This window comes from Paraburkholderia diazotrophica (assembly GCF_900108945.1).
In the GTDB taxonomy this organism is placed as follows: domain Bacteria; phylum Pseudomonadota; class Gammaproteobacteria; order Burkholderiales; family Burkholderiaceae; genus Paraburkholderia; species Paraburkholderia diazotrophica.
In genome coordinates this window covers 254,161-272,870 of the sequence record NZ_FNYE01000005.1, presented here as the reverse complement: position 1 = coordinate 272,870, position 18,710 = coordinate 254,161, and the positions used below count along the sequence as shown (strand labels likewise).

Below are 18,710 nucleotides of genomic sequence, written 5' to 3'. Positions count from 1 at the left end.
CGCCTCCCGGCATTTTTTCAACTGACGTCGATATCGCCCCCGGTCCCGCACCGAACCAGGCAGCGCGTTTAGCTTCACGAAGGACCCCATGAAACGTTCCGCACTTTCCCTCCACGCAACGCGCCTGGCGGCGTTGACGCTTGCGGCTGGCACGGTTGTGTCGCTTTCTGGCTGCGAGTCGCTGAACGACGTACTCGCGTCCGACCGTGTGAACTACAAGGACACGACGAGCGCGCCGCCGCTCGCCGTGCCGAGCGATCTGACGGCTGCGCAGATCGATCAGCGCTACGTGGCGCCGCCCGTGGGCACGGCGCTCGGCGGCGCGCCGCAGCGGGCGAAGACGCAGGCAGGCAATCTGACGGAAGGCGTGCCGAGCGCGCGGGACCCGCTCGGCATGCACGTCGAGCGCGACGGCGATCGCCGTTGGCTGGTCGTCGACGGTCGTACGCCGGAACAGCTGTGGCCGCAACTGAAGGAATTCTGGACGGAGAACGGCTTTTCGCTGAAGACCGACGCGCCGACGACGGGCATCATGGCCACCGACTGGGCCGAGAATCGCGCGAACATTCCTGACGACTGGTTCCGCCGCACGGTCGGCAAGGTGATCGATTTCGCGTACTCGTCGGGTACGCGCGACAGCTTCCGCACGCTGGTCTCGCGCGATGCGAGCGGCGCAACCGACATCTCGATCACGCACGCCGCGATGGAAGAAGTGCTGACGGGGCAGGACAAGACGTCGTCGCGCTGGGTCGAGCGTCCGCGCAATCCCGCGCTGGAAGCCGAGTTCCTCGCCAAGCTGATGCAAAAGTTCGGCCTCAGCGACGCGCAATCGAAGCAGTTGCTGACCGATGCGCGTGCGTCGACGGCGCACGCGCAGCTCGACAGCGCTGCGGGCGGCGCGACGCTGGATCTGCCTGAATCGTTCGACCGCGCGTGGCTGCGTGTCGGCCTCGCGTTGGATCGCACGAACTTTACCGTCGACAACCGCGATCGCGAAAAGGGCATCTACTACGTGCGTTACGCGGATTCAATGCAGGAACTCAAGCGCGACGGCATCTTCGGCAAGCTGTTCTACAGCGACAAGAGCACGAAGAAAGATGCTCACGAGTTTCTCGTGAACGTGCGCTCGAAGAGCGACACGCTGACGCAGGTTGCCGTCGTCGATGCAAACGGCCAGGTGGATACGTCGTCGGACGCGCAGCGCATCGTGTCGCTGCTGCACGCGCAACTGAACTAAGGCGGGTCGTGCGATTCGCCAGTCTGGGAAGCGGCAGTGAAGGCAATGCATTGCTGGTCGAGGCCCAAAACGGAGCGACGACCACGCGGGTTCTGCTGGACTGCGGCTTCTCGGCGAAGGAAATAGCCCGCCGGCTGGAGCGGCTAGGCGCGGGCGTCGATGAACTCGACGCCATTCTCATCACTCACGAACACAGCGATCACATCGGCGGCGCATTGACGCTCGCCCGCAAGCTATCGATTCCGCTCTACATGAGCTGGGGCACCGCGCGTGCGGTCGGCGCGGACGAAGCCGATGTCGATCTGCATGTGATGTGGAGCGACGAAAGCGTCACGATCGGCGATCTGAGCATGTTGCCGTACACCGTTCCGCACGATGCACGCGAGCCATTGCAATACGTGTTTTCGGATGGCGCGTCGCGCCTGGGTGTGCTGACGGACGTCGGTACGTCGACGCCGCATATCAGCGCGGTGCTGAGCGGCTGCGACGCGCTCGTGCTCGAATGCAACCACGATGTGCAGATGCTTGCGGCTTCGCGTTACCCGCCGTCGCTGAAGGCGCGGATCGGTGGCAATCATGGGCACCTCAACAATGAGGCGGCGGCGGAAATCCTTGCGTCGCTGGATCGTTCGAAGCTGCGGCATGTGGTTGCCGCGCATCTGAGCCAGCAGAACAATCTGCCGGAACTGGCACAAGCGGCGATGGCGGCTGTGCTCGGCGCGGCGGCGACGGAAGTGGTGGTCGCCACGCAAGGCGAAGGGTTCGGCTGGCTCAGTCTTTAAAAGTCGTGGCCGCGGCGAGAGCGCTCGCAGTCTTGTTAGTGCAGACAGCAAAACGCCCGTGACGATTGCTCGTCACGGGCGTTTCGTTTTGGTTCAGGCGTTGAAGCGATCGATCAGTTACGGTTGCCGCCGAAGATACCGAGGATCGACAGCAGATTCACGAACACGTTGTACAGGTCGAGGTAGATCGCCAGCGTCGCCGTGATGTAGTTCGTCTCGCCGCCGTTCACGACGCGCTGCACGTCGAACAGCATGTACGCTGAGAAGATCACGATCGCGAGCACCGATACCGTCAGCATCAACGCGGGCAGTTGCAGAAACAGGTTCGCGACCATCGCCAGCAGCAGCACGATCACGCCGACGAACAGCCACTTGCCGAGGCCCGAGAAGTCACGCTTGCTAACCGTGGCGACCGTCGCCATTGCGGCGAATATCACACCAGTGCCACCGAACGCGAGCATGATCAGCGAAGGCCCGTTCGAAAAGCCGAGAATGAAGCTGAGCAGCCTTGACAGCATCAGGCCCATGAAGAACGTGAAGCCGAGCAGAACGAATACGCCGGCGGCGCTGTCCTTCGTCTTCTGGATCGCGAACATGAAGCCGAAGGCGATCGCGAAGAACGCGAGCATGCTCATGGCGGGGCTGGTCGCGGCGAACAGCGAGAAGCCGGTCGCGACGCCCACCCACGCGCCGATTACCGTCGGCACCATCGACAGCGCGAGCAGCCAATAGGTGTTGCGCAGTACGCGGTTGCGGGTTTCGGCCGTGGTGACGGAACCGCCCCGGCCGAAGTTATAGGGATATTCGTTCATGGTCTCTCCTTGCGTCGGACGCAGTGTTGCGCAGTGGCTTGCAACGGTTTTCGTACGCTGCTGGCAGACGGGTTGCCGCCGGCACGCGAATCCACAACCCTAAGATTAACGCGAGAACGAGGAGTTTCAACGCCGGGGAATTCACCCGCTATTACGTTTTGTTACCCACCGGCCCGCATCTTCGGTATCGGAACTTCGACCCTTACAGGATCGTAAGGGTTCAATCGCAATCATACACGGGAACATGCTACAATAGCGGATTCATTTAAATCTGTAACCTCTTAATTTTCTGGAGTTTTTATGGCGATCGAACGCACCCTGTCGATTATCAAGCCGGACGCAGTGGCCAAGAACGTGATCGGCCAGATCTACAGCCGTTTCGAAAACGCTGGCCTGAAGATCGTGGCATCGCGCATGGTTGCTCTGTCGCGCGCCGACGCAGAGAAGTTCTACGCTGTGCACGCAGAGCGTCCGTTCTTCAAGGATCTGGTCGAATTCATGATCTCGGGCCCGGTGCAGGTTCAGGTTCTGGAAGGCGAAAACGCCATTCTGAAAAACCGTGATCTGATGGGTGCAACGGATCCGAAGAAGGCCGACAAGGGCACGATCCGTGCTGACTTCGCCGACAGCATCGATGCGAACGCAGTCCACGGTTCGGACGCAGCAGAAACGGCTCGCGTCGAAATCGCGTTCTTCTTCCCGGAAGTCAACGTCTACTCGCGCTAAGCAGATAACGCCAGTAGGACAGCAGTAACAGCAGCAGGAGCGGGCGCGAACGGTACCCGCGTTCATGCAGCTTGTTGCATGAACGCAGTCTCGCACTCAATGGCAGGATTCGATATGACGAGCAGTCCAACCGTCAACCTTCTCGATCTCGACGCCGCGGGCCTTGTCGCGTATTGCGACAGCCTCGGCGAGAAGCCGTTTCGCGCCAAGCAATTGCAGCGCTGGATTCACCAGTACAACGCTGCCGACTTCGACGGGATGACCGATCTCGCGAAGTCGCTGCGCGAAAAGCTGAAGGGCCGCGCATCGATCACGATGCCCGGCATCGTCAGCGACCATATTTCCGCCGACGGCACGCGCAAGTGGCTCGTCGACGTCGGCAACGGCAACGCCGTCGAAACCGTCTTCATCCCGGAAGAAACGCGCGGCACGCTGTGCGTGTCGTCGCAAGCGGGATGCGCGGTCAACTGCCGGTTCTGTTCGACGGGCAAACAAGGGTTCTCACGCAATCTCACCACGGGCGAAATCATCGGCCAGCTTCGCATGGCCGAATTTGCGCTGCGTGCGTCGCTCGGCGAGGCCGGCGGCCGCGCGACGGGCGGTGAGGGCAAGGGCGAGCGCGTCGTCACGAACGTCGTGATGATGGGCATGGGCGAGCCGCTGCTCAATTACGACGCCGTCGTGCCCGCGATGCGCCTGATGCTCGACGACAACGCCTACGGCCTGTCGCGCCGGCGCGTCACGTTGTCCACGTCGGGCGTGGTGCCGATGATGGACCGGCTCGGCGCTGATCTGCCCGTCGCGCTCGCCGTCTCGCTGCACGCGCCTAACGACGCGTTGCGCGACATGCTGGTGCCGCTCAACAAGAAACATCCGCTGCGCGAACTGATGGCCGCGTGCCAGCGGTATCTGAAAGTCGCGCCGCGCGACTTCATCACGTTCGAGTACTGCATGCTCGACGGGGTGAACGACAGCGAGGCGCACGCACGCGAGTTGCTGGCCGTTACGCGTGACGTGCCGTGCAAGTTCAACCTGATTCCGTTCAATCCGTTCCCGGAATCGGGTCTGTTGCGCTCGAAGAACGAGCAAATCAAACGGTTCGCGCAGGTGTTGATCGACGCAGGGGTCGTCACGACAGTGCGCAAGACTCGCGGCGATGACATCGACGCTGCCTGCGGCCAGCTGGCCGGCGCGGTCAAGGATCGCACGCGCCTTGCAGAGCGCACGGGGAAGGCGAAAGTCATCGAAGTTCGCGCGGTGTAAGGCTCGTGACAGGCGAATGAGCCGGGATCTCAGCCAGTCTGCATATCGGGACGGGCCTCGTCGCGCGAAGCGAAAAGAAAGTTTGCAAAAGCGATCGGAAGCGGCACGCACAGCCGCGCATTTTGTTATAAACGGTCTGCGAAACGGGACGAAGCCATGTGCCGCCGGTTCGCAAGAGTGAAAAAAGAATCGACGCGAAAGGATTTGGGATGAGTGAGCCGCAGCACCCGCAACCGCACGACGAAGATACGCATTCGGGGCGCCCGCTGTCAGCGGCACCGGCAGTAGCGCAGCCGGGCGGGTTCGACTCGCTGGCTGCCGTCGGGGCACGGCTCGCGCAGTTGCGCGAATCGAAGGGCTTGTCGGTAGAGGATGTGTCGGCGCGTCTGAAGGTCGCGCCGGGCAAGCTGCGGGGACTCGAAGCGGGCGATCTCAGCCAGCTTCCGGATACCACGTTCGCGCTCGGCGTCGTGCGCAGCTACGCGAAGATCGTCGGCGCCGATCCGGCCCCGATGACCCAGGCGCTGCGCCGCGAAAAAGGCGTGCCCGAGCCGGCGCTGACGATGCCGGCTTCCGCAGGGATGGATTTGCCGCGCGGGAAAGTATCGCTGTCGCTAGGCGGCAGCGCGCCGCGCCGGCGTTCGTGGATGTGGGGCGTGGCGCTTGCCATCGTCGTGCTGATCGCGCTCGCCATGTGGCATACGAATAATGGCGAGTCGACGGCGTGGCTCGCGCGGCTGAAGGGAATCGCGGGCGTTCCTGCGACAACCGACAAGGCGTCGGCGGCCGTGGGCGAGTCCGCCAGTAGCGCAGCCGCGACGGGTGAGATCGCGGCATCGCAGGCGCAGACGGATACGCAGGCGGCCGCCGCCGACGGCGCGTCCGCCACGCCGATGCCCGCGCCGCTGCCGACGGCAGGCGCCGCGCCGGCTTCGACGGCTGCATCGGCCTCGATCGCATCGGCTGGGTCGGCCGGATCGGCTTCTACGCCGGCCGCCGCCGCGCCGAAAGCGGCGAGCGCTGCGCCGGCAGTCGCGGCTGCGGCGTCGGCGTCGGCTGCGAGCGAGCCGTCCGCCGCACCAGCGGGTTCGTCGACGATCGCGCTGGCCGTCAAGCAGGACAGCTGGTTCAGCGTGCGCCAGAAGGACGGCAAGGAAATGTTCTCGGGCCTCGTGCATGCGGGCGAGACGAAAGAAGTAAGCGGGTTGCCGCCGCTCAAGGTGACGGTCGGCAACAAGGCGGGTCTGGATTCGATCACGCTGGACGGCCAGCCGGTCGACCCGGCCAAATATGCGTCGGCGAAGGGCAATGTGGCACGCTTCGCGTTGCCCTGACGCAGTTCAATCGCGTGCGTTGCGGCTTTTGAGGCCGCGACGCTTTGTCAATTCACGCGTCGTATTCAGCGACCGGCCGGGACGCTTTCCGGGCCGCGAGCGGGCGGCGTAAGCGGGTTTATCGATGCACTCCGATCAAGTGAAATCCAGCAGTCAGATTGTTTCGAACGTGCCGGTGTTCGGCGGTCATGCGCCGCGTCGCCGTTCGCATGCTGTCGACGTCCGTTGGGGCGGCCAGCTCGTGACGATCGGCGGCGACGCGCCCGTGCGCGTGCAGTCGATGACCAACACGGATACGGCTGACGCGATCGGCACCGCGATCCAGGTGAAGGAGCTGGCGCAGGCGGGTTCGGAACTCGTGCGCATCACCGTGAACACGCCGGAAGCGGCGGCAGCCGTTCCCGCGATTCGCGAGCAACTCGACCGCATGGGCGTGACGGTACCGCTCGTCGGCGATTTTCACTACAACGGCCATCTGCTGCTGCGCGACTATCCGGGCTGCGCGGAATCGCTGTCGAAGTACCGGATCAATCCGGGCAACGTCGGCCAGGGCGCGAAGCGGGACACGCAGTTCGCGCAGATGATCGAAGCGGCCGCGAAGTATGACAAGCCGGTGCGCATCGGCGTGAACTGGGGCAGCCTCGATCAGGACCTGCTCGCGAAGATGATGGACGAGAACGCCGCTCGCGCCGAGCCTTGGGAAGCGCAAAGCGTGATGTACGAAGCGCTGATCCAGTCGGCGATCGGTTCGGCGGAACGCGCCGTCGAGCTCGGCCTCGGCCGCGACAAGATCATCCTGTCGTGCAAGGTGAGCGGCGTGCAGGACCTCATCGCCGTATACCAGGAACTCGCGCGCCGTTGCGACTTCGCGCTGCACCTGGGCCTGACGGAAGCGGGCATGGGCTCGAAGGGTATCGTCGCGTCGACGGCCGCGCTGTCGGTGCTGCTGCAGCAGGGTATCGGCGACACGATCCGCATTTCGCTGACGCCGGAGCCGGGCGCATCGCGTACGGGCGAAGTGATCGTCGGCCAGGAAATCCTGCAGACGATGGGCTTGCGTTCGTTCACGCCGATGGTCATCGCGTGCCCGGGCTGCGGCCGCACGACGAGCACGCTGTTCCAGGAACTGGCGTCGCAAATCCAGACGTATCTGCGCACGCAGATGCCCGTGTGGCGCGGCACGTATCCGGGTGTCGAGAAAATGCACGTGGCCGTGATGGGTTGCATCGTCAACGGTCCGGGCGAATCGAAGCACGCGAACATCGGCATCAGCCTGCCTGGGTCGGGTGAGAATCCGGCCGCGCCTGTCTTTATCGACGGCGTGAAGGTCAAGACGCTGCGCGGCGAAAACATCGCGCAAGAATTCCAGCAGATCGTGAGCGATTACGTCGAGCGCAGCTATGGTCCCAATGCGGTCCGCGCCGAAGCGACGAACTGATTCGCTCCACCCCATTCGTCAACCGAATACAGATGACTGAACAGAAGAAACGGCTTGAAAAGTTGTCCGGCGTGAAGGGCATGAACGACATCCTTCCGCAGGACGCCGGCTTGTGGGAATTTTTCGAAACGACTGTCAAGTCGATGCTGCGTTCGTACGGATACCAGAATATCCGCACGCCGATCGTCGAGCATACGCAGCTCTTCACGCGCGGCATCGGCGAAGTGACCGACATCGTCGAAAAAGAGATGTACAGCTTCACTGACGCGTTGAACGGCGAGAACCTGACGATGCGTCCGGAGAACACGGCCGCCGTCGTGCGCGCGTCGATCGAGCACAACATGCTGTACGACGGTCCGAAGCGCCTGTGGTACATCGGGCCGATGTTCCGCCACGAGCGTCCGCAGCGCGGCCGTTATCGCCAGTTCCATCAGGTCGGCGTCGAGGCGCTCGGCTTCGCCGGACCCGACGCGGACGCGGAAATCATCCTGATGTGCCAGCGTCTGTGGGACGACCTCGGCCTGACGGGCATCAAGCTCGAAATCAACTCGCTGGGTCTCGCCGAAGAGCGCGCGAAGCATCGCGTGGAGCTGATCGCGTATCTCGAGAAGCACGTCGACGTGCTCGACGACGACGCGCAGCGCCGTCTGTATACGAACCCGCTGCGTGTGCTGGACACGAAGAATCCGGCCATGCAGGAAGTCGTACAGAACGCGCCGAAGCTGATCGATTTTCTCGGCGAGGAATCGCGCGCGCACTTCGAAGGACTGCAGCGCCTTCTCAAGGCGAACAACATTCCGTTCACGATCAACCCGCGTCTCGTGCGCGGTCTCGATTACTACAATTTGACCGTGTTCGAATGGGTCACCGACAAGCTCGGCGCGCAAGGCACGGTCGCGGCGGGCGGCCGTTACGATCCGCTGATCGAGCAGCTGGGCGGCAAGCCGACGGCCGCGTGCGGCTGGGCGATGGGCGTCGAGCGTATTCTCGAGCTGCTGAAAGAAGAAGATCTGGTGCCCGAAGCGGAAGGCTGCGATGTGTACGTCGCGCATCAGGGCGAGGCGGCTCGCGAGCAGGCGTTCATCGTCGCCGAGCGTCTGCGCGACACGGGGCTCGACGTGATTCTGCATTGCAGTCCTGACGGTCAGGCAGCGAGCTTCAAGTCGCAGATGAAGCGCGCCGATGCAAGCGGCGCCGCGTTCGCGGTGATCCTCGGCGAGGACGAGATCGCGAACGGCACGGCAGGCGTCAAGGCGCTGCGCGACACGGCGCAGAGCGGCGCGAAGAGCGAGCAGCAAACGGTGCCGCTGGAAAACTTGACCGAACATCTAATCAATGCGATGGTTGCGTCCACCGAAGACGGCGACGACTGATCGCGGCGTCGCGCATCGTCGTTAAACGGGCCGCAAAAGCTGCGGCCCCAATCAGACAAGGCACCAGGAAAGAGGGAATCGCGTCGCGATGAGTTACCACGACGAACAAGAATCGATTGAGAGCCTGAAGGCATGGTGGGCGCAATGGGGTAACGCGACCACGTGGATCGTGCTGGTGGCGCTCGTGGCCGCAGCGGGCTGGAACGGCTGGAATTATTGGCAGCGTCATCAGGCAGCGGAAGCGGCCGTGCTGTACGACCAGGTCCAGCAGGCGGCAGCGGGCACCGACAAGGCGATCATTACGCGCGTCGCCACCGACATGGAAGACAAGTTCGGCAGCACCGCGTATGCGCAGATGACGGCGCTCACGGCCGCGAAGGCGCTCTACGCAGCGGGCGACGAGCCGGGCGCGAAGGCGCAGCTCCAATGGGCCGTCGACCATGCGAAGGACGACGAATTCAAGCAGATCGCGAAGCTGCGTCTTGCGTCACTGCTGCTCGACGAGAAGGCTTATGACGCCGGTCTTGCGTTGCTCGGCGAGCCGCAATCGGGTGCGTTCAAGGGCGTGGTCGCCGACCGCCGCGGCGATCTGCTCGCCGCCGAAGGCAAACGCGACGACGCGCGCGCCGCGTACAAGCTCGCGCTCGACTCGCTGTCGAAGAATGATGCGTCCGCCCGTCAGCTGATCCAGTTCAAGCTCGACGCGCTGGGCGGCTGAGCGTTGCAGCTGTTGCAGCGCTTGCCGTTTCCTTTTGATCACTAGAACCTACATGCTTCGCTCACCGATGAATCTGCTGAAACGTTACGCCGTGCCCGTTGCCTGTGCGATGACCGTGCTCGCTCTGACGGCCTGCTCATCGTCGAAAGACGAGCGCCGCGTGCCCACGCCGCTCACCGAGTTCAAGTCCGTGCTCGATGTCCAGCAGACGTGGACGGCTAGCGTCGGCAAGGCCGGGCGCTATATGTTCTCGCCCGTGGCCGTCGGCGACGCCGTATACGCGGCGGGCGCGAACGGCTCCGTCGCGAAAATCGACGCGAAGACGGGCAAGGACGTCTGGCGCACGAAACTCGACGGCGACCTGTCGGCGGGCGTCGGCACGGACGGCACGCTCACGGCTGTCGGCGGCCTGAAGGGCGAAGTGTTCGTGCTCGACCAGAACGGCAAGCTGTCGTGGAAGGGCACCGCGCCGGGCGAAATCCTGTCGCCGCCGCTGGTCGGCAACGGTCTCGTGGTCGTGCGCACCGTCGACGGCCAGATCACCGCGTTCAATGCACAAACGGGCGAGCAGAAGTGGAACTATCGCAATCGCGCGGTGCCGCTCAATCTGCGCGTGTCGTCGGGCATGACGTTCGCGGGCGACGCGGCCGTGCTGGCCGGCTTCCCGGGCGGCCAGTTCGCGGCGATCAACCTGCAGACGGGCGATGCCTACTGGACGACGCCCGTGTCGTATCCGAAGGGCGTGACGGAAGTCGAGCGCATCAATGACGTGACGGGCCCGCCGACGCTGGTCGGCGCCGAAACCTGCGCGGTGACGTTCCAGGGACAGCTCGGCTGCTTCGACGCGAACTCGGGCCGTGCGCTGTGGGAAAAGGCGTTCTCGAGCACGAGCGGCCTCGCACAGGACGACCGCGTCGTGGTGGCGGGCGATGACTGGGCGATCGTCTCGGCGTTCGACGCTACGACGGGCCAGCAGTTGTGGCGCAACGACCAGCTGAAGAGCCGCGACGTCAGCGTGCCGCTGCTGCTCGGCCATGCTGCCGTGGTGGGTGACTACAAGGGCTTCGTGCACTTCCTGTCGCGTGACGACGGCACGTTCGTCGCCCGCGCGAAGACGGATGGCAGCGCGATCACGGCTGCACCCGTCCTGGCCGGCGATACGCTGGTCGTGCAGACGCATGACGGCGACCTGTACGGTTTCCGTCCGCGTTAAAGGCTGTTCGGCTGTGCGGCGCGTTTGAAGATTACAGAGGCGCCGTGCGGTGACTTGCGGGCCGGCTTTGCCGGCCGCATGCATTTTGTTGGCGCCGACGTCGTCGATGGCGCCTGATGATTCGGCACATGGCTGCTACCTGAATCCTGTCGGACAGGACCAGGCGGACCGCCTGCAATGCCGTCAACAATTCGAGATCGTCAGTCGGGCTGCGCGGGCGATCGTTCAATGCGCGTTGTGCTGCTGTCGTAGGTGAACAATTGCAACGAGGCGGCGGCGCAATCGCTGCGTCGTGCATTCGATGCAATGCGTGCCGAGCCTTGTGCTCAACGCTCGACGCAGCCACTCAGGCAGCCAACCTGAAATCCGTTCGTATGCGCAAGCTCCGCGCGTCCGAAATGGGTCAAATTCGTGATAATTTTCGTCAAACGCAGCCGTGCAACGGCCGCATGGCGTTGCCAGTGCGGAAGGTCGGGTTTTCGACGCCGCGCTTCACTGTGAACAACATCTGATGAAACCCGTTATTGCCCTCGTCGGGCGCCCCAATGTGGGGAAATCCACGCTGTTCAACCGGCTCACGCGTTCGCGCGATGCGCTCGTCGCCGATCTGCCGGGCCTTACGCGCGACCGTCATTATGGCGAAGGGCGCCTCGGCGACCGGCCGTATCTCGTCGTCGATACGGGCGGTTTCGAGCCCGTCGCGAAGGACGGCATTCTGCACGAAATGGCGCGCCAGACGCGCCAGGCTGTCGAAGAGTCGGACATCGTCGTCTTCATCGTCGACGGCCGCAACGGTCTCGCTCCGCAGGACAAGTCGATCGCCGACTATCTGCGCAAGACGGGCCGGCCGATTTTCCTCGTCGTCAACAAGGCCGAGGGGATGCGCTATTCGGCCGTGGCCGCTGACTTCTACGAGCTCGGCCTCGGCGATCCGCGCGCGATTTCCGCTGCGCACGGTGACGGCGTCGCGGAGATGATCAACGAGGCGCTCGACGCTGCATACGCCGGCCAGCCGGAAGAGAGCGAGGAAGAGAAGAAAGCGCACGGCATCAAGATCGCGATCGTCGGGCGGCCGAACGTCGGCAAATCGACGCTCGTGAATACGCTGATCGGCGAAGACCGCGTGATCGCGTTCGACATGCCCGGCACCACGCGCGATTCGATCTACGTCGACTTCGAGCGGCAAGGCAAAAAATACACGCTGATCGACACGGCCGGCCTGCGCAAACGCGGCAAGGTGTTCGAGGCAATCGAAAAATTCTCGGTCGTGAAGACGCTGCAATCGATCTCCGACGCCAACGTCGTGATCCTGCTGCTCGACGCGCGCCAGGACATTTCGGAGCAGGACGCGCATATCGCCGGCTTCGTCGTCGAGCAGGGGCGGGCGCTCGTGGTCGGCGTGAACAAGTGGGACGGGCTCGATCCGCATGTGCGTGAGCGCACGAAAAACGATCTTCAGCGCAAGCTAAAATTCCTCGAGTTCGCGAAGTTCCATTTCATTTCCGCAGCTGAAAAGACGGGAATCGGCCCGCTGATGCGCTCCGTCGACGATGCTTACAAGGCCGCGATGTCTAAGCTGCCAACGCCGAAGCTGACGCGTGCGCTGATCGAAGCTGTCGAGTTCCAGCAGCCGCGTCGCCGCGGCCCCGTGCGTCCGAAACTGCGCTACGCGCACCAGGGGGGGCAGAATCCGCCGATCATCGTGATCCACGGCAACGCGCTCGATGCCGTCACCGACACGTACAAGCGCTACCTTGAAAACCGCTTCCGGGAAACTTTTGCGCTGACGGGCACTCCATTGCGGATAGAGTTCCGGTCGTCGACGAACCCCTACGCGGACAAGGGCTGAACGCGCTGGCGACCGGGCCCGAAACCCGCATGTAGACTGGCTCCTGGCCGAATGGCCAGGCGAAGCGCTGGTCAATAAAAATCGGCTATAGTGTAGCGATTGACGGCGGATTTCTTTTTCTTCGCCGGCAATTAAGTCAACCTGCAAAAAAATACGGAGTTTGCTATGAGCAACAAAGGGCAATTGTTACAAGACCCGTTTTTGAACGCACTGCGTAAAGAGCATGTGCCGGTCTCGATCTATCTCGTCAACGGCATCAAGCTTCAAGGGAACATTGAATCGTTCGACCAGTACGTCGTGTTGCTCCGGAATACGGTGACCCAGATGGTGTACAAGCACGCAATCTCGACCGTCGTGCCTGCCCGTCCGGTAAATTTCCATCCCGATTCCGAATCGTCCTAACCTCTCGTCGCGGCCGGTCGAGCGTCGTCGGCTGGCGACACTGACCGGCCGCTTCATTTTGACATCCACCAATTTGATCAACGCAGCGCTTGTCGGCATCGACTTCGGCAAAATCGATTTCGAAGCCAGTCTCGAAGAACTCAGCCTGCTCGCGCAAAGTGCGGGCGCCCATCCTGCCGTCACCCTCACCGGACGCCGTTCGAGCCCCGATGCCGCCATGTTCGTCGGCAGCGGCAAGGCCGAGGAATTGCGTGTCGCGTGCGAGGCGAACGACATCGAAATCGTCATCTTCAATCACGCACTCGCGCCGGCGCAGCAACGTAATCTGGAGCGCGCGCTTAACAGACGCGTCGTCGACCGCACGAGCCTCATTCTTGACATCTTCGCGCAGCGCGCGCGCAGCCATGAAGGCAAGCTGCAGGTCGAGCTTGCGCAACTGCAATATCTCGCGACGCGGCTGGTTCGCGCGTGGACTCACCTGGAACGGCAAAAAGGCGGTATCGGCCTGCGCGGCCCCGGTGAAACGCAGCTCGAAACCGACCGCCGGCTGATCGGCGATCGCATCAAGATGCTCAAGGGGCGGCTCGAAAAGCTGCGCCGCCAGCATGGCACGCAGCGCCGCGCGCGCGCCCGCAACCAGACGATGTCGGTGTCGCTCGTCGGCTATACGAACGCGGGCAAGTCCACGCTGTTCAATGCGCTGACGAAAGCGCAAGCGTATGCCGCCGACCAGTTGTTCGCGACGCTCGATACGACTTCGCGCCGCGTCTATCTTGGCGAGGAAGCGGGGCAGATCGTCGTATCGGACACCGTAGGATTTATCCGCGAGCTGCCTCACCAACTGGTGGCCGCATTTCGCGCGACGCTCGAAGAAACGATTCACGCCGATCTGCTGCTGCATGTTGTAGATGCATCGAGTGCGGTGCGGCTCGATCAGATCGATCAGGTCAATGACGTCTTGCGCGAGATCGGCGCGGACACGATCCGGCAGGTGCTCGTGTTCAACAAAATCGACGCTGTGCCAGAACTGGCGGCCCGAGGCGACGCGGTCGAGCGGGACGAGTATGGTAATATTTCGCGCGTCTTTTTGAGCGCGCGCACGGGGCAAGGGCTGGACACACTGCGCGCTGCCATCGCCGAAATCGCGACAGCCGAACATCTTTCGGAATCTGACGGTCTACTGTTGGAGGGAGACCCGAGAGCGGCGGCATTTCAACAAGATCAGCGCGATGATGCGGGCGAAGACCACCGCGAAGACCGCAAGATCCCAGACACGGGCATCGACCCGTTCCAATTGCATTGACCCGCTGTCTACTCTGGTGAACGAACACAGGTGAACGATTACAACGAGCGGAGTATCTGGCTGCGTCTGCGTGCCATGTTGTCGCTGAACGACCCGCGGTGGGGCCGGGGCGATAGCAATGGCGACCGCCAGCGTCTGAACGATTCGAAGCGTCCGCCTAACGGCAAGGAAAGCGAAGGGCCGCCCGATCTCGATGAAATGTGGCGCGACTTCAACCGGCGCCTGTCACGCATGTTCGGCCGCAAGGGCGGAGGCGGCGACCGTCGGCCCGACAACGGGCGCGGCGCGCGCATCGGCGTCGGCATCATCATCGGCGTCTTGATCGCGATCTATCTCGGCAGTGGTGTATTCGTCGTGCAGGATGGCCAGGAAGCCGTGGTGCTGCGCTTCGGACAGTTGCGCGGCACGGCTGCGCAGGGCGTGCACTGGCGTCTGCCCTATCCGTTCGAATCACACGACGTCGTCAATGTCGGCCAGTTGCGTTCCGTCGAAATCGGCCGTAACAACATCGTGCGTCTCGCGAACGTGAAGGACGCGTCGATGCTCACGCACGATACCGATATCGTCGATGTGCGCTTCGCCGTTCAGTACCAGATCCGTAAGCCGACCGACTACCTGTTCCGCAGCGCCGACCCCGATCTCAGCGTGATGCAGGCGGCGCAGGCGGCCGTGCGCCGGATCGTCGGCTCGCGCAGCACGAACGACATCCTCTATCAGGATCGCGAAGCCATCCGTGCGCAACTGACGGAAGCGATCCAGCATTCCCTGGATGAATATCGCACGGGTCTCGCCGTCACGGGCGTGACGATCCAGAGCGTGCAGGCACCCGACCAGGTCCAGGCTGCATTCGACGACGCCGCGAAAGCGCGTCAGGACCGCGCGCGGGCGAAGCGCGACGCGCAGGCCTACGCGAGCGATCTGCTACCCCGCGCGCAGGCGGAAGCCGCGCGCATCATCGACGACGCGAAAACTTATAGCGACCGCGTGGTCGCGCAGGCGGAAGGCGATGCCGAGCGCTTCAAGGAAGTGTACGCACAGTACTCGAAGGCACCCGCCGTGATCCGCGAGCGCATGTACCTCGAAACCATGCAGCAGATCTATTCGAATACGACGAAGGTGTTCGTCGACAGCAAGTCGGGCAGCAACGTGCTCTATTTGCCGCTCGACAAGCTGGTCGAACAGACGCGTCAGCGCTCGGCCGAAGCGGCTGCGGCCGCTGCGGCTGGCTCCTCTCCGGGTGCCCAGGCCGCGCCGTCCACGCCGAATGCACAGGGCGCGTCGAATCCGTCGAACACGCAGCCGGCAACCCAGGGCGGTAACCCGCCGACCATCGTCGCGCCGCCCGCCGCGCCTGTGAGCAGCGCAAGCCAGGCCGCCGCCGCGAGCGACGCATTCCGTTCGCGCGATTCGCTCCGCAGCCGCGGACGCGAAGACGATCTGCAATAAGGAGCGCGAACATGAACAAGATCGTTGCGCTCGTCGTAGCCATTGTGATCGTGCTGTTCGCGGCATCGTCGATGGTGTTCGTCGTCGATCAGCGGCATATGGCCGTCGTCTCCGCACGCGGCGATGCCGCGCCGACGCTTGCCGGTCCCGGCTTGCACGTGAAGCTGCCGCCGCCGTTGCAGACGGTGACGTCGGTGGATACGCGCATCCAGTCGCTCGATTCGCCCGACGAGGACCACTACGCGACGTCCGACAAGACGGAAGTGCTGGTGAATCCCGTCGTGAAGTTCCGTGTGTCCGATCCCGCGAAGCTGGTTGCGGAAACGAAGGGCGACCTGCAGAGCCTGCCCGATCGTCTCGCGCTGCTCACGCGCGGCGCGCTCGGCGACGCATTCGCGAAGTACGCGTTGCCCGACGCGCTCGCGAAGCAGGATGCGATCGCAACCGAGGCGCGCGAAGGCATGCAGAAGGGCGCGGCGTCGCTGGGCGTCGATGTCGTCGACGTGCAACTCACGCGCATCGATTTCCCCGCTGCGATGGCCGACGCGGTGTACAAGCGGATGATCGCCGCGCGCGAAGAGGCGGCCAGCCAGGAACGCGCGCAAGGCGCGTCGGAAGCGGATCAGATCAAGGCGGATGCCGGCCATCAACAGCAGGCGATCCTCGCCGATGCGTACAAGCAGGCGCAGTCGATCAAGGGCGACGGCGATGGCAAGGCCGCATCGATTGCCGCCGACGCATTCAGCCGCGACCCGCAGTTCTATCAGTTCTACCAAAGCATGCAGGCCTACAAGAACAGCTTCAAGCCGGGCGACGTGATGGTCGTCGACTCGAGCAGCGAGTTCTTCCGCTTCATGCGCAGCCCGGACGGCGCAGCCGCCGCTGCTCAACCGACTTCCGGCGCGTCGACGGGCGCGCACAACAAACACTGATTACGGGAGCGCCGCGGCAAACGCATCGCGGCGGCCGCATCGCATGGACATAGCCGGCTCGTTTTTGCTCGCGATCGCACTGATGCTGATCATCGAGGGGATGTTCCCATTCGTATTTCCGAGCGCCTGGCGCGACACGTTTCGTAAAATAGCGGAGCGTCCGCCGCACCATATCCGGATCGGCGGACTGATCGTCATGGTGCTCGGGCTGTTGCTGCTGATGGTTGCGACATGACGAAGAACCATGCGGCTTCGAACGGCGCTCATGAGGCGCGGTACGTACATGGACTCCATGCATTGAGTTTGCGGTATCACGCGCCGGTTCCCGTTTCGATCGCGCGTTGACCGCAGCGCCTCTGGACAGCATCGGTCGGCCAGCAATTCGCCGCCGCTGGCCGAACGCAACGCGCAGCGCCGGCACGAATGCATCGTGTCCCCGTGCACAGCGCGCCATTCATATTTCCAACGGCGTTTGTGATGACGCCGGATTCACCGTCGTAGGACTGTATCGATGTCGACCTGGTTACTTCCCGAGAACATTGCCGACGTGCTGCCGTCGGAGGCACGCAAGATCGAAGAACTGCGCCGCCGGCTGCTCGACCGTTTTCGCGCATACGGCTACGAGATGGTCATGCCGCCGCTGCTCGAATACCTGGAGTCGCTGCTGACGGGCGGTGGCAGCGATCTGAACCTGCGCACCTTCAAGCTCGTCGATCAACTGTCGGGCCGCACGTTGGGCTTGCGCGCCGACATCACGCCGCAGGTCGCGCGCATCGATGCGCATCTGCTGAACCGCCAGGGCGTGACGCGGCTGTGCTATGCGGGCAACGTGCTGCACACACGTCCGCGCGGCCTGCACGCGACGCGCGAGCAGATCCAGATCGGCGCTGAAATTTACGGCCATGCGGGCCTCGAAGCGGACCTGGAGATCCAGCAACTGATGCTCGATGCGCTGCATCTCGCGGGCCTCGGCAGGGTGCGTCTCGATTTGTGCCACGCGGCCGTGCTCGCAGCGCTGATCGACCACGAGCCAGCTGCAGCCTCGCTCGGCGAGGCGTTGTTCGAAGCGCTCGCAGGCAAGGACGTGCCGCTGCTGAACGAATTGACGGCGAATCTCACGCCCGTCACGCGTGACGCGCTGCGTGCGTTGCCCACGCTTTACGGCGATGCATCGGTGCTTGAGGAGGCACGTGCGCGACTGCCTAACGCGCCGGAAATCTCGCGCGCGCTCGACGATCTCGCGTTCCTCGCGCAACAGGTTGGCGGCGCGGAAGTGATGATCGATCTCGCCGATCTGCGTGGCTATGCGTACCACAGCGGCGTGATGTTCTCGGCGTATGTCGATGGCGTGCCGAATGCCGTTGCGCGCGGCGGCCGATACGACAAGGTCGGTCAGGCGTATGGCCGCGCCCGCGCGGCAACGGGCTTTTCGTTGGACCTGCGCGAAGTCGCGCGCATCTCGCCCATCGAGGCGCGCAGCAGCGCCATTCTCGCGCCGTGGCAGCACGACGACGCGCTGCGCACGAGCGTCGCTGCGTTGCGCGATGCGGGTGAAGTCGTGATCCAGGCACTGCCGGGCCACGACCATGCGCTCGACGAATTTGCGTGCGATCGCGTGCTGATCGAGCGCAACGGCCAGTGGGTCGTCGAAGCGAAGCCCTGAGTGTGGCGCTCGAGTGTCGTGCTCAGTGTCGTGCTCAGTGTCGTGATTACGCACTGCGTCATTTGAAAAGTGACGCCGCAACGATCGGGATGCGTGCCGCCGCGAGCCGCGCGTGACGGCGCCAAAGCGCGTCGCCGCATCCCATGCCTTTGAGCCGAAACGGAAAAATCCCGCGATCAGTCGGTGAAAAAATCGGGAACCGTCGTCGAACATAGGTAA

Annotated in this window: 17 protein-coding genes; 16 read left to right on the top strand and 1 reads right to left on the bottom strand. The window is 63.6% G+C overall.

All coding sequences use genetic code 11. The features are described from left to right. Nucleotides 1-88 precede the first annotated feature (88 nt). Together bamC and BMW76_RS09590 are read left to right on the top strand one after the other, a co-directional pair. Nucleotides 89-1,237, top strand: a complete 1,149-nt coding sequence (bamC, locus tag BMW76_RS09595; RefSeq protein ID WP_090864888.1) for an outer membrane protein assembly factor BamC — start codon at nucleotides 89-91, stop codon at nucleotides 1,235-1,237. Nucleotides 1,238-1,245: 8 nt separating this feature from the next. Beyond that, nucleotides 1,246-2,019, top strand: a complete 774-nt coding sequence (locus tag BMW76_RS09590; protein ID WP_090864887.1) for an MBL fold metallo-hydrolase — start codon at nucleotides 1,246-1,248, stop codon at nucleotides 2,017-2,019. 113 nt (nucleotides 2,020-2,132) lie between these two features. On the opposite strand, the gene BMW76_RS09585 is transcribed toward BMW76_RS09590, so the two are convergent. Further along, on the bottom strand, nucleotides 2,133-2,831 hold the full coding sequence (locus BMW76_RS09585) for a Bax inhibitor-1/YccA family protein (RefSeq protein ID WP_090864886.1): 699 nt from the start codon (nucleotides 2,829-2,831) through the stop codon (nucleotides 2,133-2,135). 300 nt (nucleotides 2,832-3,131) lie between these two features. Here BMW76_RS09585 and ndk point away from each other — a divergent pair, with 300 nt between their 5' ends. The 14 genes from ndk to BMW76_RS09515 all read left to right on the top strand — a co-directional run bounded on the left by ndk (nucleotide 3,132) and on the right by BMW76_RS09515 (nucleotide 18,491). Beyond that, nucleotides 3,132-3,557 carry a nucleoside-diphosphate kinase gene (gene ndk / locus BMW76_RS09580; RefSeq protein ID WP_090864885.1) on the top strand — a complete coding sequence of 142 codons (426 nt, stop codon included), beginning with the start codon at nucleotides 3,132-3,134 and terminating at the stop codon, nucleotides 3,555-3,557. Nucleotides 3,558-3,671: 114 nt separating this feature from the next. Beyond that, on the top strand, nucleotides 3,672-4,820 hold the full coding sequence (gene rlmN / locus BMW76_RS09575; RefSeq protein WP_090864968.1) for a 23S rRNA (adenine(2503)-C(2))-methyltransferase RlmN: 1,149 nt from the start codon (nucleotides 3,672-3,674) through the stop codon (nucleotides 4,818-4,820). A gap of 209 nt (nucleotides 4,821-5,029) precedes the next feature. Next, a complete protein-coding gene (locus BMW76_RS09570; RefSeq protein ID WP_090864884.1) occupies nucleotides 5,030-6,154 on the top strand; it encodes a helix-turn-helix domain-containing protein in 1,125 nt (374 codons plus the stop codon). A gap of 124 nt (nucleotides 6,155-6,278) precedes the next feature. Beyond that, nucleotides 6,279-7,592: a flavodoxin-dependent (E)-4-hydroxy-3-methylbut-2-enyl-diphosphate synthase gene (gene ispG / locus BMW76_RS09565; protein ID WP_090864883.1), complete on the top strand. Its 1,314-nt coding sequence runs from the start codon at nucleotides 6,279-6,281 to the stop codon at nucleotides 7,590-7,592. Between the two features lie 32 nt (nucleotides 7,593-7,624). Continuing rightward, a complete protein-coding gene (gene hisS / locus BMW76_RS09560; RefSeq protein ID WP_090864882.1) occupies nucleotides 7,625-8,965 on the top strand; it encodes a histidine--tRNA ligase in 1,341 nt (446 codons plus the stop codon). Nucleotides 8,966-9,053: 88 nt separating this feature from the next. Then, a complete protein-coding gene (locus BMW76_RS09555; RefSeq protein WP_090864881.1) occupies nucleotides 9,054-9,683 on the top strand; it encodes a YfgM family protein in 630 nt (209 codons plus the stop codon). A 67-nt stretch (nucleotides 9,684-9,750) separates the two neighbouring features. After that, the gene (gene bamB / locus BMW76_RS09550) at nucleotides 9,751-10,896 is read left to right on the top strand and encodes an outer membrane protein assembly factor BamB (protein ID WP_090864880.1); all 1,146 of its coding nucleotides are present in this window, start codon (nucleotides 9,751-9,753) and stop codon (nucleotides 10,894-10,896) included. Nucleotides 10,897-11,407: 511 nt separating this feature from the next. Next, nucleotides 11,408-12,745, top strand: coding sequence for a ribosome biogenesis GTPase Der (gene der, locus BMW76_RS09545; RefSeq protein ID WP_090864879.1), 1,338 nt, complete (start codon nucleotides 11,408-11,410; stop codon nucleotides 12,743-12,745). 165 nt (nucleotides 12,746-12,910) lie between these two features. Further along, nucleotides 12,911-13,147: an RNA chaperone Hfq gene (gene hfq / locus BMW76_RS09540; RefSeq protein WP_007580427.1), complete on the top strand. Its 237-nt coding sequence runs from the start codon at nucleotides 12,911-12,913 to the stop codon at nucleotides 13,145-13,147. 73 nt (nucleotides 13,148-13,220) lie between these two features. Beyond that, nucleotides 13,221-14,450 (top strand): GTPase HflX, encoded by a 1,230-nt coding sequence (gene hflX, locus BMW76_RS09535; protein ID WP_177200344.1) that lies wholly within the window; start codon nucleotides 13,221-13,223, stop codon nucleotides 14,448-14,450. A 30-nt stretch (nucleotides 14,451-14,480) separates the two neighbouring features. Then, the gene (gene hflK / locus BMW76_RS09530) at nucleotides 14,481-15,896 is read left to right on the top strand and encodes an FtsH protease activity modulator HflK (protein ID WP_090864877.1); all 1,416 of its coding nucleotides are present in this window, start codon (nucleotides 14,481-14,483) and stop codon (nucleotides 15,894-15,896) included. Between the two features lie 11 nt (nucleotides 15,897-15,907). Continuing rightward, nucleotides 15,908-16,828, top strand: a complete 921-nt coding sequence (hflC, locus tag BMW76_RS09525) for a protease modulator HflC (protein ID WP_090864876.1) — start codon at nucleotides 15,908-15,910, stop codon at nucleotides 16,826-16,828. Between the two features lie 43 nt (nucleotides 16,829-16,871). After that, on the top strand, nucleotides 16,872-17,063 hold the full coding sequence (locus BMW76_RS09520) for a DUF2065 domain-containing protein (RefSeq protein WP_087735440.1): 192 nt from the start codon (nucleotides 16,872-16,874) through the stop codon (nucleotides 17,061-17,063). A 276-nt stretch (nucleotides 17,064-17,339) separates the two neighbouring features. After that, nucleotides 17,340-18,491: an ATP phosphoribosyltransferase regulatory subunit gene (locus tag BMW76_RS09515; RefSeq protein WP_090864875.1), complete on the top strand. Its 1,152-nt coding sequence runs from the start codon at nucleotides 17,340-17,342 to the stop codon at nucleotides 18,489-18,491. Nucleotides 18,492-18,710 lie beyond the last annotated feature (219 nt).